Annotated in this window: 10 protein-coding genes; 4 read left to right on the top strand and 6 right to left on the bottom strand. The window is 60.2% G+C overall.

The window, feature by feature from the left end; translation table 11 throughout:
* Positions 1–161: 161 nt before the first annotated feature.
* The 4 genes from HMPREF2847_RS03495 to HMPREF2847_RS03480 form a co-directional block, all read right to left on the bottom strand.
* Positions 162–725 (bottom strand): sigma-70 family RNA polymerase sigma factor, encoded by a 564-nt coding sequence (locus HMPREF2847_RS03495; RefSeq protein ID WP_246821921.1) that lies wholly within the window; start codon positions 723–725, stop codon positions 162–164.
* Between the two features lie 235 nt (positions 726–960).
* The gene (locus tag HMPREF2847_RS03490; RefSeq protein WP_070851547.1) at positions 961–4563 is read right to left on the bottom strand and encodes a murein biosynthesis integral membrane protein MurJ; all 3603 of its coding nucleotides are present in this window, start codon (positions 4561–4563) and stop codon (positions 961–963) included.
* Between the two features lie 27 nt (positions 4564–4590).
* Positions 4591–7125, bottom strand: coding sequence for a hypothetical protein (locus HMPREF2847_RS03485; protein ID WP_070851546.1), 2535 nt, complete (start codon positions 7123–7125; stop codon positions 4591–4593).
* A 6-nt stretch (positions 7126–7131) separates the two neighbouring features.
* The gene (locus HMPREF2847_RS03480) at positions 7132–7989 is read right to left on the bottom strand and encodes an NUDIX hydrolase (protein WP_187401106.1); all 858 of its coding nucleotides are present in this window, start codon (positions 7987–7989) and stop codon (positions 7132–7134) included.
* 160 nt (positions 7990–8149) lie between these two features.
* On the opposite strand from HMPREF2847_RS03480, the gene HMPREF2847_RS03475 reads away from it, so the two are divergent.
* Genes HMPREF2847_RS03475 through HMPREF2847_RS03460 form a run of 4 tightly spaced genes read left to right on the top strand, consistent with a single transcriptional unit; the run spans position 8150 to position 11372 of the window.
* Positions 8150–9592, top strand: a complete 1443-nt coding sequence (locus HMPREF2847_RS03475; protein WP_070851545.1) for a CCA tRNA nucleotidyltransferase — start codon at positions 8150–8152, stop codon at positions 9590–9592.
* Entirely contained in the window at positions 9592–10233 is a 642-nt protein-coding gene (locus HMPREF2847_RS03470; RefSeq protein ID WP_070851544.1) for a YqgE/AlgH family protein, read from the top strand. The genes HMPREF2847_RS03475 and HMPREF2847_RS03470 overlap by 1 nt, the downstream gene beginning before the upstream one ends.
* Positions 10234–11019, top strand: coding sequence for an AzlC family ABC transporter permease (locus HMPREF2847_RS03465; protein ID WP_141765046.1), 786 nt, complete (start codon positions 10234–10236; stop codon positions 11017–11019).
* A gap of 2 nt (positions 11020–11021) precedes the next feature.
* Complete coding sequence (locus tag HMPREF2847_RS03460; RefSeq protein ID WP_038627068.1) at positions 11022–11372, top strand: branched-chain amino acid transporter permease; 351 nt, start codon at positions 11022–11024, stop codon at positions 11370–11372.
* A 68-nt stretch (positions 11373–11440) separates the two neighbouring features.
* On the opposite strand, the gene HMPREF2847_RS03455 is transcribed toward HMPREF2847_RS03460, so the two are convergent.
* The gene (locus HMPREF2847_RS03455) at positions 11441–12355 is read right to left on the bottom strand and encodes a hypothetical protein (protein ID WP_246821920.1); all 915 of its coding nucleotides are present in this window, start codon (positions 12353–12355) and stop codon (positions 11441–11443) included.
* Positions 12356–12369: 14 nt separating this feature from the next.
* Positions 12370–13500, bottom strand: a complete 1131-nt coding sequence (locus tag HMPREF2847_RS03450) for a DUF695 domain-containing protein (RefSeq protein ID WP_070851543.1) — start codon at positions 13498–13500, stop codon at positions 12370–12372.
* Positions 13501–13549 lie beyond the last annotated feature (49 nt).

Raw genomic sequence — 13549 nt, 5'->3', positions numbered from 1 at the left:
CCTATAATTTTTATCTCTCACATCACATGGCGCACAGTGATGCTCAGTAGCAAGCAAATTTTTCAGCTCCGGGAAAGAAACTACCGGAACCAGCTACCTCAACCAACGTGAGGTTAGCCATCTCTATTCCCCTCCCCTGCTTCTCCCTTGCTCCGCAGTTGTTAGGCCACCTGCACTTCTTCCAACTGTCGCCGAAGCGCACGACGCGCCCGCGCTCGTCGAGACTTCAACGTTCCGCTCGGCTGCCCAATACTGCGAGAGGTCTCCTGCAGCGAATACCCAAAGATGTCCAAGTACAACAGAGCATCCCGCTGATCCGTTGGTAACTGCTCCAATGCGGCGACCATAGTCACTCGTAGCGGAACATCCGGGCAGGGAATTGGCTGTGAACTCAGAAGCGTCTCAAAATCTTCGTCCTTATCGCACAGAGAGATCTCCCCGAAACGACCGCGGATGTGGTCAATACACGCATTCTTCACGATGCACGTCAGCCACGTCGCCACCGTAGAACGCCCGCGAAAACTCGCCGCCCCCGCAATTGCCCGCGCCAACCCCTCCTGTACCCCATCCAAGGGATCGAAATCATCCCGACGATATCGCCGCGCTATAGCTACCAACTGCGGGTAATAACGCTGTGCCAACACCGCGAACGCGCGACGATCCCCCGCCAGGTGCGCCTTTAATAACTCACGATCAACCTCGTCCGCAGATGCATGCTTTCGCATACCGACGACGCCATAGTCCCCCAGTCGCCGACCCGCATGGGCCTTACGGTGACTGTCCCCAATTCGATTTCTTCCCCCAAAGTTCATGGCTCCTATGCAAACACGAAACCCGCGCTCTCCGCTTGGCAAAACTGCCGTGGAGACCGCGGGCTGTGGATGAATTTCAAAATGTCCCAGTAGCTGTGGATAACTTGGGACGACTTAAACTGTTGCCGCCTAAGGCAAGATCAGAGCGTTATTCCGTACCACGCACCTGGATATCGCCAATTGCAACTGGCAGCAACGAATCCGGGGATTGCTCAGCCAGATTGCGGTCGCCGACAAGTGGGTTGTCCGAATCGGAATTCTGCGACTCAGCATCAGCATTCGTATCAGCATCAGTGTCTGAGTTGCTGTCGGCTACCGCCTCCGCAGCCGTCGGCAAGCCGGAGATCCAGACAACAAGGTTCTTCCACTCAGTGTCCCGGCTATCGATTTCGATGGTCGTCGTACCTGAGGTGGCGGTTGCGCTACCGAGAACTGTTGTGTCATCCAAGTTCGTCGAGTCAGCATCGCGTAGGCCGCGAACTTCAATGTGTGCGCCCGGGGTCGCAGAGACCTTAAGCTCTCGAATGGTTGCCGGTTCATCCAGAGTGACCCGAATACCAACACCAGGTTTAAAGTCCTCTGGACGATTGCCGAACTGGCTGAGGTAAGTAGAAGTTACCCAGAAGCTTTCCTCGTCATTATCGATGGTCCGCTCAGCCATGTCCGGATTGTCTGGACCTGCTGCCGGGTTGTCGGTGTCGGCTTGCCACTCGCTAGCGTCGGCAAGCGAGAGCGTCGTGACCGGAGCCGGGCCGCGTCGTACGGACTCGGAGTTAATCGGTGCGTCCGAGGAACGGTTAACCAGACCAAAGATGCCCGCGGCGACAAGTGCACCGACAATGACTACGCCGACAACGACTGCGCCGGTGCTGAATGCGCGGGTGCGATTCTTGGTGTGATGAGCGTTTGATTGGGCTGCACCGCCGACATCGACGGATTCGCGCGCACCGGTGTCGGGGTCGATTGCGAGAAACTCCGAAGAATCGGGGCCCAGCGCTGCGGCGCGAAAGTCCTCGGCGAGCGTGCGAGCTGGCGACTCCTGCCCATTGAAGTTCTCCGGACGTGTTTGCTTCGCGCGGTCGATGGCAGCAGAAATATCGGAGGGGATGTTCGTCACGCTGTAGAACAGCTCGTCGATGACTGAAAGCAACGCGCTGTAGTCCGAACGTTGCGAGCTATTGGGCAAAACGACGGGGAAAGCGTCGTAGATGTGGCCGTCGCTGCTGATGCGCAATTGTCCAGGCTTGTTTGTCAGGCCAAGGCAGCGTCCAGATTCGTGGGCGTCGGCGATCGTCTCGGCAAGTGATGCAACTGCGAGTGCCAGGGCATCCGGATGGGCGGCCTGATCGAACCGCTCAATACCGATACTGCTGGTCCAGTCGGCGACGATGAGCACCTCGGTGCGCGTCTTCGCCACGCTATGAATGCGGGACATCCCGGTGCCGGCCAGGTCACGCAGCTCATTGGTGGTCGTGGCAATCTTCTGGGCGGCAGCCGATGGCGAAGTGTCGTAGTACGGCAGTGCAATCGTGTCGACGAAGACAAGTGCGACATCTGCGTTATCGGGATCTCCCATATCCATGGCGCGCCACAGGCGCAGACCTGGGTAGGTCGCGACTTCAGAACGCAGACGGAAACGACCACCTGAGACCATTTCGCCGGGTACATAGCGCGTTGGGCGAGAACCCTGCGTCGGCATCGGCGGCAGCAGCGGCGAAGCGGTGAAGCCCTCGTTTGCCAGACCCGTGGCCTCGCCAATCAGGTTCGACGGGGCAATCGAGAAAGCATCAGCGGCGAAGCCACGTTCGCGCTCCATATCCTCACGGTCGGCGACGGCATTGTCGGCTGCATGAGGCTGCGGAGCAAAGCGGCGTAGACCCGGGATGCGGCCGAGGAAGCCGCCCAGAACGCGGACCTCTTCCAATGGAGCCTGAGCGAGCACCAGGCCGGTACCGATGAGGAAGACCACGCCGGTGACGATGGTCTGCAGCAGCACGCCGAAGGAACCGAAGAAATCGAACAGCACAAGGTCGGTCAATGCGAATGCACCCCAAGCAACGGCGACACCGACAAGCGACGCCCCCAGTGCCCACAGCACGGTGTGGACGGTCGCCTTACTGTCCAAGTGTCCGAGAGTGCGGCGCAAGAGCAAGAAGCCAATTACTGCGCCGGCTACGAAACCGAAACCGTTGGCGGCACCGAGCAACACGACGACGGTCTCATCGTCAGAAGCCAGACGAGGAGCGAAGAACGACAGAATCACCTTGACAGTGGTAATGCCGAGGATGATGAAAGTCGGGGTCCAGGCCTCTTCACGGGCGTAGAAAACACGCAAGTGCAAAAGCACGATGGCATATGGAATAAGCGAGAACGCCGAGAAGGACAGCGTCCAGCCAAGAATCTCCGCGGTTTCGCGGGGGAACTCCAGATACGCGAAAAGACCGACAGCGATGGGGCGGCCAAAGGCGGTGAAGAAGGCGACGATCGGCACCAGCGCAATCATGGTCAGACGCGTACCGATGGATAGATCGCGGACCACTGCCCCATCATTGCCGTCGGCTGCATTGCGGGACAGTCGCGGCATGATGGCGGTCAGCAAGGTAACGCCGATGATGCCGTAGGGCACCTGCAACAGCAGCCAAGCCTGCTGGTAAATCGTCGGCGCTGCCTTGGAGGCAGTCGAGGCAATATTGGTGGTGATGAAGTAACCAGCCTGGGAAATTGCCACGTAGGTGATAATCGCGACACCCATGCCGGTGAACTGTTTGATGCGGTCGTCGATACCCCACAGCGGACGCAAATCAATGCCCGCGCGCTTGAGGTAGGGAATCATGATGGCTGCCTGAATGACGACACCCAGAGTGGTACCAAGACCCAAAAGCAGGATGTGCGGATCGGAGAGTGAACCGTCCGAATCCGGACTCAATTGGCCGGGCAGGAACAGATATAGCAAGAGCGTGGCAATGGCCACGACGTTGTTGGCGACAGGTGCCCACGCACCGGGTTTAAAGATTCCCTTGGTGTTTAGCACCGCCATGAGCAGCGCAAATATGCCGTAGAAGATGATTTGCGGCAATAATAGGAACGCAAATGACGTCGCCAGCGGAACGTTGACCTTACCGGCCTCGTTAAGGCTCAATCTGGTCAATAGTGGCGCACCTATCACTGCTAGTACCGTCACCACTGCCAACAGCGTCATAGAGACAGTCAAGAGACGTCTAATGAAGGCGGCACCGTGATCTGGATCCTCCTTCTCCGCGCGCACCAACACCGGCACCACCAGAGAAGTCAGCACCGCGCCGAGGACGATTTCCGTAATCAGGTTCGGCAGTGTGTTGGCGACGTTGAAGGCTGAAGCCACAGCCGGACCCAGCGTCGCGCCGATGAGCAGGTTTCGCAAAAAACCCGTAATGCGTGAAATCAGGGTAGCGATTGCCATCGAGCCCGTGGAGGCGACAATGTCGGAGTTCGACTGTCCCTGATTTGCGTCCGTCGTCGAGCCCGCGGAGGAATCGCCGGAAGCTGTTGCTGTCGCAGTTGCCGCCTTTGCCGGCGATGGTGATGCCGATTCCGTCATCGCGTCAGCGGCGGTATCGGCATTTGCCTTATGGCCGGATACGCGAGTTAGGTCCGGGGCCGCTTCGGCCGGCTGAGATTCAGCCGTTGGCCGCGCCGCCGGAACCGGAGCCGGTGGCGCGGGCCGACGAATGCGGCCTCGAAGTCCAGATTTATGCGCGTCTGAGTCAGTCACATGTCCTATTGTTGCTTAAAAGGGGGTCTATTTCCGAAAGTACTGTGACCGTTTTGCGGCAAAAAACCCACCAACAGTGACGATGACGAGGGTCACGATAGCCAAAACCCCGACGGAAGCGCCGGATTGCACGGAAATACTCACTGATTGAGAAATAGGCGTGCCGCCAGGTGATTCGAGCCACAACAACAGGTTGTGGGAATTGTCTCCACTATCCCGTGGCCGGTCTCCCTCTGGAGCATTGGTTGCCGGAGTGGATTCTGCATCATCACCCGACTTCGGAGTGAACTGAACAGTCACCGATCCCTTGGCAGGGATGGCGGCCTCATACTTCTCCTCCATCACCGAATCTCCAGAGCCGACGCGCACGAACGCGGGAACCGGCAGTGGCAGACCATTGCGAGCCAGCACCGCAATCGGCGACAGCTGCGTTGCGCGGGTGTAGACACCGCCGGGAGCTACCAATGTCACTGAATTGCGCAGACGTCGAGTCATAACCAGTGCCTGGTCGCTGAGTTCTTCGCTCCGCCGCTGCACGTCAGTTGACTGCAGCTGATTTCGCCGGCCGAGAGTGGTAAACGAGCGCAGTAAGTCGTGCCGCAGGGGGCGGGTGAATTCATACCGCGTCAGCGCGACGTTGGGATCGTTGGACATGATTGTGGTCAGGTCCGTGATTTCGCGGGAGGCTATCCGAGCCTTCTCCACGAGCGCTTCACCCACCGGCGCGGGATCGGCGAACTCGTCAACTGGGGTAACCGAGCCCGCATCCAGGTCACGAGCTGCGGCGGTGATGGAGTCCATCAGCGGAGTCAGCTCAGCCAGGTTAGCGTCCACGGCTTTCCGAACCGCGGCCATGAAATCTTCAGCGTCGCTAGCGCGTGGATCCCAACCGGACGGTGGTGCTGCCACCACAGCCGCGCGAGGGGCATCCGAATCAGTCAGTGATTGGAACAGAGTGCCAATCGCTGTCTGCATCCGTGCAGCCTCGGAGTCGATTCGGAAATCGTAGCGTCCGAGCAGATTCGAATACGCCACAGTCTGGGGAGACCGTCCTGTTACAGCCAGAGAGGCTGTCAGTGCCCCAGAGAGGGCGAAGGCGCGGCTACCGTCGGCAAGCACGCCACTGTGGCCAGGCCGTAGTGTCTGACCGGCGGTGATAGCGGTGTTGTCCGCGACTAATACGGTGGTGTCCTGCGCGGCTTCGCGTGGAGTGGGCGAGGGAGGCATCGTCTCGCCGGTATCTACGCGGTCTTCGAATGCGCGCTCCGGGGTGGTTCCGTTCAGAGCTGTCGCCGCCGAGTACAGCGGGGCGCTTTCCGACGTTACGTATCCCTCGGCGGGCAAATAGATACCCGGCAGTGTCTGAACGTCCAAATGCTTGGCGATGGTCTGCCGACCAGCGGCGAGTGCCTCCATGGAAAGCTCTTGATCCGCCACGCGAGCTACGGCGCTGGCATCGGTGCCGCCCCACGGCAGTGACAGTGTGCATGTGTCCTGTGTGAGATCGTGCAGCCGATTAAGCCAGTCGGCGGCATTGTCGCTGGCGGGCATATGCGTGAGATTGGTGTCATCCGCGTTTCCCCAGGAATCCCGCAGTCGTGGAGAGGACTCCACAGGACTTGGGCGGCTGGTGCCAATCCAGTAGTCACGGGTCATCCGGGAGATTGCATCGAGGGTCTCCGGGTCGATGGCGATGCATGTCGATTCCCGCAATCTCTCCCCATCGGGGCCGGCAAAGCCTTTTTCCAACGAGGTGAGCAAACCGTCGAGGCGGCCACCGCGTTCGAGAGACTCGGCCAAAGAATTGTCGGTGAGGATGAGATTCGGCGACGAGGGTGCGTCACCGGTCTCACCGCCGACCACTGGCACTGGCTGGCTGATGGGCCAAATCAGCGAAAACGGCACTGGTTCACGGCGGGTGGCCGCATCGGAATTGTCGGTCTCATCGTTGTCGGTCTCATCACCGGCAGGCGGTTCCGGCTCATCCTCTGCGGCTTGCGAATCCGTCACCGGTAGCAGTGCGCGTGTTTCCGCCAGCAGGCGGTCGATGTCATCTTCCGGTTGCCCGTTAGCGTTGATGAGCAGCGGAAACGTGCCGGCTTCCGTGATGTCGAGTCCTTCTGGGGCCGGTGCGGAGATAGGAACACTTAGCGTAACCTCACGCGTCTCGCCCGCTTTCAGCTCGATGGGGGCACTGAAGGTCCCAGCCACATCAAACACCGATTCAGGCTCAGCGAGAATCGTCCGCGCATCTGCAGAGGAAGCTAGTGCGCCGGCCCGCTGTGGGCGCAGCGCAACATTGCTGATATCCGCGTTGGAGGTGTTGTGCACCTGCACCTTGATGGTCAGTGTCGAATGTAGAGCCGCGACATGCGGAGCGAAGCTGGTTATCGAAAGCCGAAGGGGTCCCTGTTCACCGACTCGATTGGTACCACTGCCCCACAACTGCTCATCTTGCGCAAAAGCTGGGGGCGCAACGGCCGTCGGCAAGCACAGTATGAGCGCTGCGGTGGCGGCCGTGACTTTACGAACAACATTCCTTGGCAACTGCAACCTGAACATGCGCAATCACCTCGGCGTCTGCCGGCCTGCTCGCTTTTCCGCGCGGGCGAGATCGGGCAGCAGATTGTGCGCGCGCCGGGCCAGTTTGCGTTCGTCAGCGTAGGCCAACCGCTCCACCAGGGTGTCTACCGGGACCCACATGACCTGAGTGACCTCGGGGTCTTCGTCGTTCAAATCGCCATCGACGTAGCGCAGAAGGTGATGGTGCACGGTCTTGTGAATCCGCGTGCCATCGGAGACAAACCAGTAGTCAATCACACCGAGCTCCTCGATGACCTCGCCGCGAATGCCCGTTTCTTCCCACACCTCACGTTCGGCGGTGGAATCGAACGCTTCGCCGGGCTCGACATGGCCCTTGGGCATCGACCACAGCAGGCGCCCGCGACGATCGTGCCGACCAATCAGCGCGACATAAATCCGTGACAGGTTGACTTTGCCGCCATCGCCGACCGCCTCAGCAAGCCCCGAGACGACCAGTCCGCCCGCCGAAGTCTCAATCGAGGTCTGCATCGGCGCTGCATTTTGCGCGCGCGACGAGTGCGCACGGCGATTGTTCGTACGCTTCGTCTGTGCGTGACGACGGCGATTGTTCCTATCCTGACCGTTCTTACGGCCACCGCGGTTGTTCGACTGCTTCGAGGGTCGTGCCGACTTCGGTGATTTGGAAGATTTCTTGGCGCCACCGGAGTTTGGCTTGGCCTTTTGGGGGCCATTGGCGCCGGAGCCACTACGTTTTGCGGAATTTCCGCTGGTAGTAGCGCTATTGGTGTTGGTGGACGCGGAAGCGCCACCCCTTCTGCGCGGTCGCCGACGACGTCGACGGCTCTTCGCCGCCGAGTTGTCATTGCGTACCACGTTGTTCATTCCACTTAGACTACCGGGTTTATAGGTATAAGCGGGTATTGTGTCGGTCGTGACACAATCGACTCCTTCAACGACAAATGGTGACCAGCCCGGGGGGACTACACCTCACGGCGCTACTCCGGCGGCTGCTGATGCGGACCCACAGGTGCGTAGGACGGCAATGCTGGCAGTGGCGGATCAGGCGATTGCTAAGGAGTCGGAGATTCTCGATTCGCTGGCAGCTGCGTTTAGTGCAGCTGGCCACCGTCTGTACCTTGTGGGCGGTTCTGTGCGCGATGCTCTCTTAGGGCGACTGGGCGTGGATCTCGATTTCACCACCGACGCACGCCCGGAGGTGACGCGCGCGATTCTCGATGACTGGGCGGACATTGTCTGGGATACCGGCATTGAATTTGGCACGCTGTCCGCGGAACGGCATGGCCGTCAGGTGGAGATTACCACGTTCCGTGCGGATACGTACGACCAGGTCAGTCGCAATCCGGAGGTCACTTTCGGCGACACGCTGGAGGGTGATCTAATCCGCCGTGACTTCCGCTGTAACGCCATCGCCGTTGAACTGCATGGCGACGGCACTCGCACCTTCCTCGACCCGCTCGGAGGTTTCGAGAATCTTGTCGCGGGTGTGTTGGACACCCCGGGGGCGCCGGAGATCAGCTTTGGCGATGATCCCCTGCGCATGCTGCGCGCCTGCCGCTTCGCCTCCCAGCTGGGGTTTGACGTGGCACCGCGTGTGCTCAAAGCGCTGAAAGAAATGTCCAGCGAAATTGACCGCATCACGGTTGAGCGCATCTCCACCGAGCTGAACAAGCTCATCCTGGGTGCGGACCCAAGCCGAGGTATCAACCTGATGGTGGAATCGGGGTTGGCCGACCGCGTGCTGCCGGAGATCTCCGACATGCGCATGACGCAGGATGAACACCGCCAGCACAAGGATGTCTACCAACACTCTCTGCAGGTCATGCGGCAAGCTATTGACCAGGAAGAACCCGGTGAACCGGACCTCGTGCTGCGCTGGGCGGCACTGCTGCACGACTGTGGTAAGCCCGCTACCCGCGCCTACAACGAGCAGGGCAATGTCACCTTCTACCAGCATGAGGTCGTCGGTGCGAAGCTGGTGCGACGCCGTCTGCGCAAGTTGAAGTTTCCGAAGAAGATCAGCCATGAAATCTCCCAGCTGGTCTACTTGCACATGCGCTTCCACGGCTACGGCGAAGGCAAGTGGACGGACTCGGCGGTGCGACGTTATGTCAACGACGCCGGAGATTTGTTGGAACGACTCAACAAAATCGTGCGGGCCGACTGTACGACGAGAAACCGTCGTAAAGCAGCACGCCTCGCACGAGCCTGCGACAGCCTGGAAGCGCGAATCAAGGAGCTCGCTGAGCAGGAGGACCTCGCACGCGTCCGCCCCGACCTGGATGGCAACGAAATCATGGAAATTCTGGACCTGAAGCCCGGCAAGGAAGTCGGACAGGCCTGGAATTACCTGAAAGAGCTGCGATTGGAGTCCGGTCCGCTGGAGCGTGAGGATGCTATCTTGGCGCTGAAGAAATGGTGGTACGAGCAGTCCGGTGAGCAGGCTGAAAGCGAAAGTGAGAGCTAATGGCATCGATTAATCCGGAAAATCTCTATGGCGACCGGCTTTTTACCAGCCTCGAGCGCAACGATCCGGCCGCCGGTATGCTGCTGCTCGCAGCCCCCGGCATGCTCTCGCCGGAATTCGCTCGTTCGGTGATTTTCCTCATTGAACACGATGAGCACGGCACCCTTGGTGTCGATCTCACGCAGCGTTCGCAGACGCCTGTGCACAATGTGCTCGAGCCCTGGGCGTCACTGATGGCTAAGCCGCCGGTGCTCTACGTCGGGGGTCCGGTCAACCAGACGCAGCCAATCTGCATTGGTGTGGTGCGAAATGGCGCTACCCTCCCAGAGGAGACCGACAGTATTACCGGTGCACCGCTGATGGAACGCATCGCCCACAGGTTTGCGCTGGTCAACCTCGGTGCGGAGCCGGAGGACGTACGCGACCGCATCGATGGCGCGCGTATCTTCGCCGGTTACGCGGGCTGGGATCCGGGGCAGTTGGAAGAAGAGCTCGATCGCGGTGATTGGTACGTCGCCCCTGCCCTGCCCTCTGATGTACTCGCGCCTGCTGCCGCTGACATCTGGGGTGATTGCATGCGCCGTCAGCCCTGGCCGCTGCCGCTGTATGGTACCTACCCCGTAGATGTACGTGACAACTAGATGAGTGAGCACATCAATGCCGAAGGAAACAGCGCCGAGGTAAACGCCACTGCAACTAGCGACCGCAGCGACATAGCTGCCGGCATTCGGCAGACACTGCCCGTGGGCATGGGTCTCATTCCGCTGGGGCTCGCATTCGGCCTACTCATCGCACAGACTGGCTTTAGCTGGTGGTGGGCACCCATCTTCTCCTTCGTGGTCTACGCGGGGTCGATGGAATTCCTCGCTGTCGGTCTGGTTATGGCGCATACGGGTCTGCTCGGCTGTGCCGTGACCTCGTTTATGGTCAACTTCCGCCACGTTTTCTACGGGCTGACGTTCCCCCGCGACAGGATCCGGTCCCGTCTCGGCCGCGCATATTCCACATACGCGCTTACCGACGAGTCGTATGCCATCGTCTCTGCGGCAAATCCGGCTGAAAAGATGTCGGGCCGCCGACTGCTGACGATTCAGATTCTCTGCCAGTTGCTGTGGGTGGGCTCCGGTGTTGTCGGGGCGCTAACCGGCGCAGCACTGCCCGAGGGTATCCGCGGTGCCGAGTTCGCACTGGTGGCGCTCTTTACGGTGCTGGCCATGGACGCCTTTGAGACCTCCAAGGATTGGTCACTGCCCCTGGCCGCTATCGTCTGCACGTTGGTCGGGTGGCTGATTAACCCGAACCAGATGCTGGTCATCGGGTTGTTGATGTACTTCGGCATGCTGCTGTTGCGCGTGTGGTCACCACGAGTGGATCGGGTGATGCGCATGACATCGTCAAGCAATCAGCGTGTAACGGAGAGAGAGTGAGCATGACCGCGATGCCCGATTCCGGCTATGTGCTAGCCGCGCTCTTTGCGATGGGCGCAGTGACAGTTGCGTTGCGCGCACTGCCGTTTGCGTTCGTGCGGACCCTGAAGGGCTCTCCCCTGTTCGAATTCCTCGGGACGACCATGCCGGTTGGAGTCATGATGGCGCTGGTGGTTTACACCGTCTTTGGACGGTTGGGGCTCAGCGGTGAGGGTGGCGACCCCGGCGCTGCCTGGGCCGTGCCTGTGGCGCTGGTCGTCACCATCTTTTTGCACTGGTGGCGGCGCAACACCGTGATCTCGATATTTGTAGGCACGGCGCTGTATATGGCCCTCGTGAACCTTGTCGCGTGAGGTGCCGCTGTGTGAGGTGCGCTGCGTAAGCGCTGTGTGAGACGGTGCCAGCGGCTAGCGGTCAGTGGCTAGAACCGCGCCGGTACCTGGCCTGTGAAGTTTGGCAGCCCCGGAATCTGCGGCAGCTGCGGGGATTCCGGCAGGTTCAGTAGTTCGCCGAGATTCGGGCTCTCGGACAGATTCGGGACGCCTGGGATGTTGGGCAGGCTCGGGCTGTCGGGCAGACCAGGCAGTGGTGGAGTGCCCACCGTGCCACCGAACGCATTCTGAACATCGCTGGTGTGAGCTTCCTTAGTGCCGTAGGTGTTAGCAGCGACGCTGAAGTCAGGACCAATGGACGCCGAGGCGTGAACGCTCTGGCGGTCATCGGACCAACCCCACTTTGTGCCAATAACACCAGGCAGCGTGGCAGTCCCATAATCCTGACGGTAGCCATCCGCTGCCACAGGTGACGCGGTGCGCATAGCAACCAGCACCGGGTCGGAAGGGTTCTCGCGCTTCTTGGCCTCCAGGAACTTCACAGTGTCAGCGCTGGACGTAGTGGAATTTCCCCAGTGGCCCGCACCGTGGGTGTTGCTGAGACCGTATTCACGCGCCGTGGCGTTGATGGAATCCGGGTAACGGCCGTAGAGCTCACTGGCAATGTTGTCATCGGAGTAGCGAATCATCTGTGTGGCCTTCGCCTTGTCCGCTTCGGTGCCGTGCTTGAAGACGTAGTCGGCAATGTAGAGCTTGACAATCGACAGCCCCGGACGAGCTTCATTCTCGTTGGCCGTACCGTAGTGAGCGCCGGTCGGGGTGTGGGTAAAGCTGATCTGGGTGCGCCCCGGAGCATCAATAGTGCCCTGTGGAGTCAGTTTCGGCTGCGGAGCCGCAGCGACGTTCCCGGCTGCCAGCGGAAGGCTGGTGACAGCGATGATACCGGTAAGCCCCAGGCGAATCGCGCGGGAAGGTCGTGGAGTAAGACGATGACGAGCGTTCATAACAAAAAACCAATCTACACGCGCAGGTGGCCGACGCGCTGCCAAGCTGGATCGTAAGCGGTGTCGACGACGTGCTCTCCGTCGGTCCACGTCTCCGCAACAGCTCGCAGACCCGCCTCCGCATCAGATGCCGGGTCAATAAAGAAGTGCATTAGAGCCATGCCATCGGACTGCTCAGTTGCGACAAAAATACCCTTGTCCTCAGCGATGGCTTCAGCGGCAGCGGTATTGAACTCGGAGAGGGATTCCTTCGACTCGTCCGTCGGCAAGCCCTTGTCGTCAATGTGAGCGAGCATGAGCTGAATCAGTACATGCTGCGTCATAGTCGGGCTCACCAGCTGCGTAATCGGAGCGCGAGTAGCGACGACGAGCGGCTGGCCGTTGGCTTCGGCATCAATGGTGAGCCACTCCGGGCACTCTTCCGCGAGCTGCTCGACGACACCGCCCAGCTCCGGTAGCGGGATAGCACCTTCCGGCTCCTCGCCAGCGAAGGCGAAACCGCGCAGCCACAGGCCGAAGTCCTCCTCCCCCAGAGCCAGCTGCAGCAGTGTGAAACCGAGCTGAGCTACCAAGCGCTCACCGTCCTCCAACTGAGCAATTGCCGGGAACAGCGGGTGGAATAGGCGAACGTCCACTGCCCCATGACCACTGCTAACAGCCACGCGGGCATCTGCCGGATCGACCTCGGCGGGAGCATCGGCCTCGAGAGCACCCTGTGCAACCAACGTAGCTGCGACATCCCCCAGCGACAGCTTCATCGCCGGATCCGCCTGGCGGAGGTCGGTGAAAGACCACACCGCGCCGTCGTCAGGCGCGGCCTCCAGCCAACGGCGAGCGACCGGGCGCAGCTCCGGGTCACCTGCAGCGCTCACAGTCAGAAGATGGCGAGAATACGGAGCGCCAGCCTCAAACCCCCAGATGAGCCGGTCATTAATGGCGGCGATGCGGCCGCCGACCTCCTTCTGGACATCAATAATGTCCACATCGGCGGCGTTCGGGGCACCATCGATACCGAGTTGGACACTAAACATAGAGTCGAGCGCATCGGCGCCAAAAGAGTTCCACCACGACCAGAACTCGTTGATCGCGGTCTCTTCTGTGGCGCGCTGTTCCGGGGAGAATGGAGCCGGATTCTCGTTAGCCATACTGAATCTCACACTTTCGTTTGCTCGTTTAAAACCGAACCTTATGTTG

It is taken from the genome of Corynebacterium sp. HMSC074C03, from assembly GCF_001838285.1.
In the GTDB taxonomy this organism is placed as follows: domain Bacteria; phylum Actinomycetota; class Actinomycetes; order Mycobacteriales; family Mycobacteriaceae; genus Corynebacterium; species Corynebacterium amycolatum.
Note: the sequence above shows the minus strand (reverse complement) of the source record. Positions and strands in the feature narration are given on the sequence as shown.

Excerpts from the sequence above, each read along its gene's own strand:
- HMPREF2847_RS03485 (WP_070851546.1), bottom strand. The coding sequence starts at position 7,125 with ATGTTCAGGTTGCAGTTGCCAAGGAATGTTGTTCGTAAAGTCACGGCC.
- HMPREF2847_RS03455 (WP_246821920.1), bottom strand. The coding sequence starts at position 12,355 with ATGAACGCTCGTCATCGTCTTACTCCACGACCTTCCCGCGCGATTCGC.
- HMPREF2847_RS03480 (WP_187401106.1), bottom strand. The coding sequence starts at position 7,989 with ATGAACAACGTGGTACGCAATGACAACTCGGCGGCGAAGAGCCGTCGA.
- HMPREF2847_RS03465 (WP_141765046.1), top strand. The coding sequence starts at position 10,234 with ATGAGTGAGCACATCAATGCCGAAGGAAACAGCGCCGAGGTAAACGCC.
- HMPREF2847_RS03470 (WP_070851544.1), top strand. The coding sequence starts at position 9,592 with ATGGCATCGATTAATCCGGAAAATCTCTATGGCGACCGGCTTTTTACC.
- HMPREF2847_RS03495 (WP_246821921.1), bottom strand. The coding sequence starts at position 725 with ATGCGAAAGCATGCATCTGCGGACGAGGTTGATCGTGAGTTATTAAAG.
- HMPREF2847_RS03460 (WP_038627068.1), top strand. The coding sequence starts at position 11,022 with ATGACCGCGATGCCCGATTCCGGCTATGTGCTAGCCGCGCTCTTTGCG.
- HMPREF2847_RS03475 (WP_070851545.1), top strand. The coding sequence starts at position 8,150 with ATGCTGGCAGTGGCGGATCAGGCGATTGCTAAGGAGTCGGAGATTCTC.
- HMPREF2847_RS03450 (WP_070851543.1), bottom strand. The coding sequence starts at position 13,500 with ATGGCTAACGAGAATCCGGCTCCATTCTCCCCGGAACAGCGCGCCACA.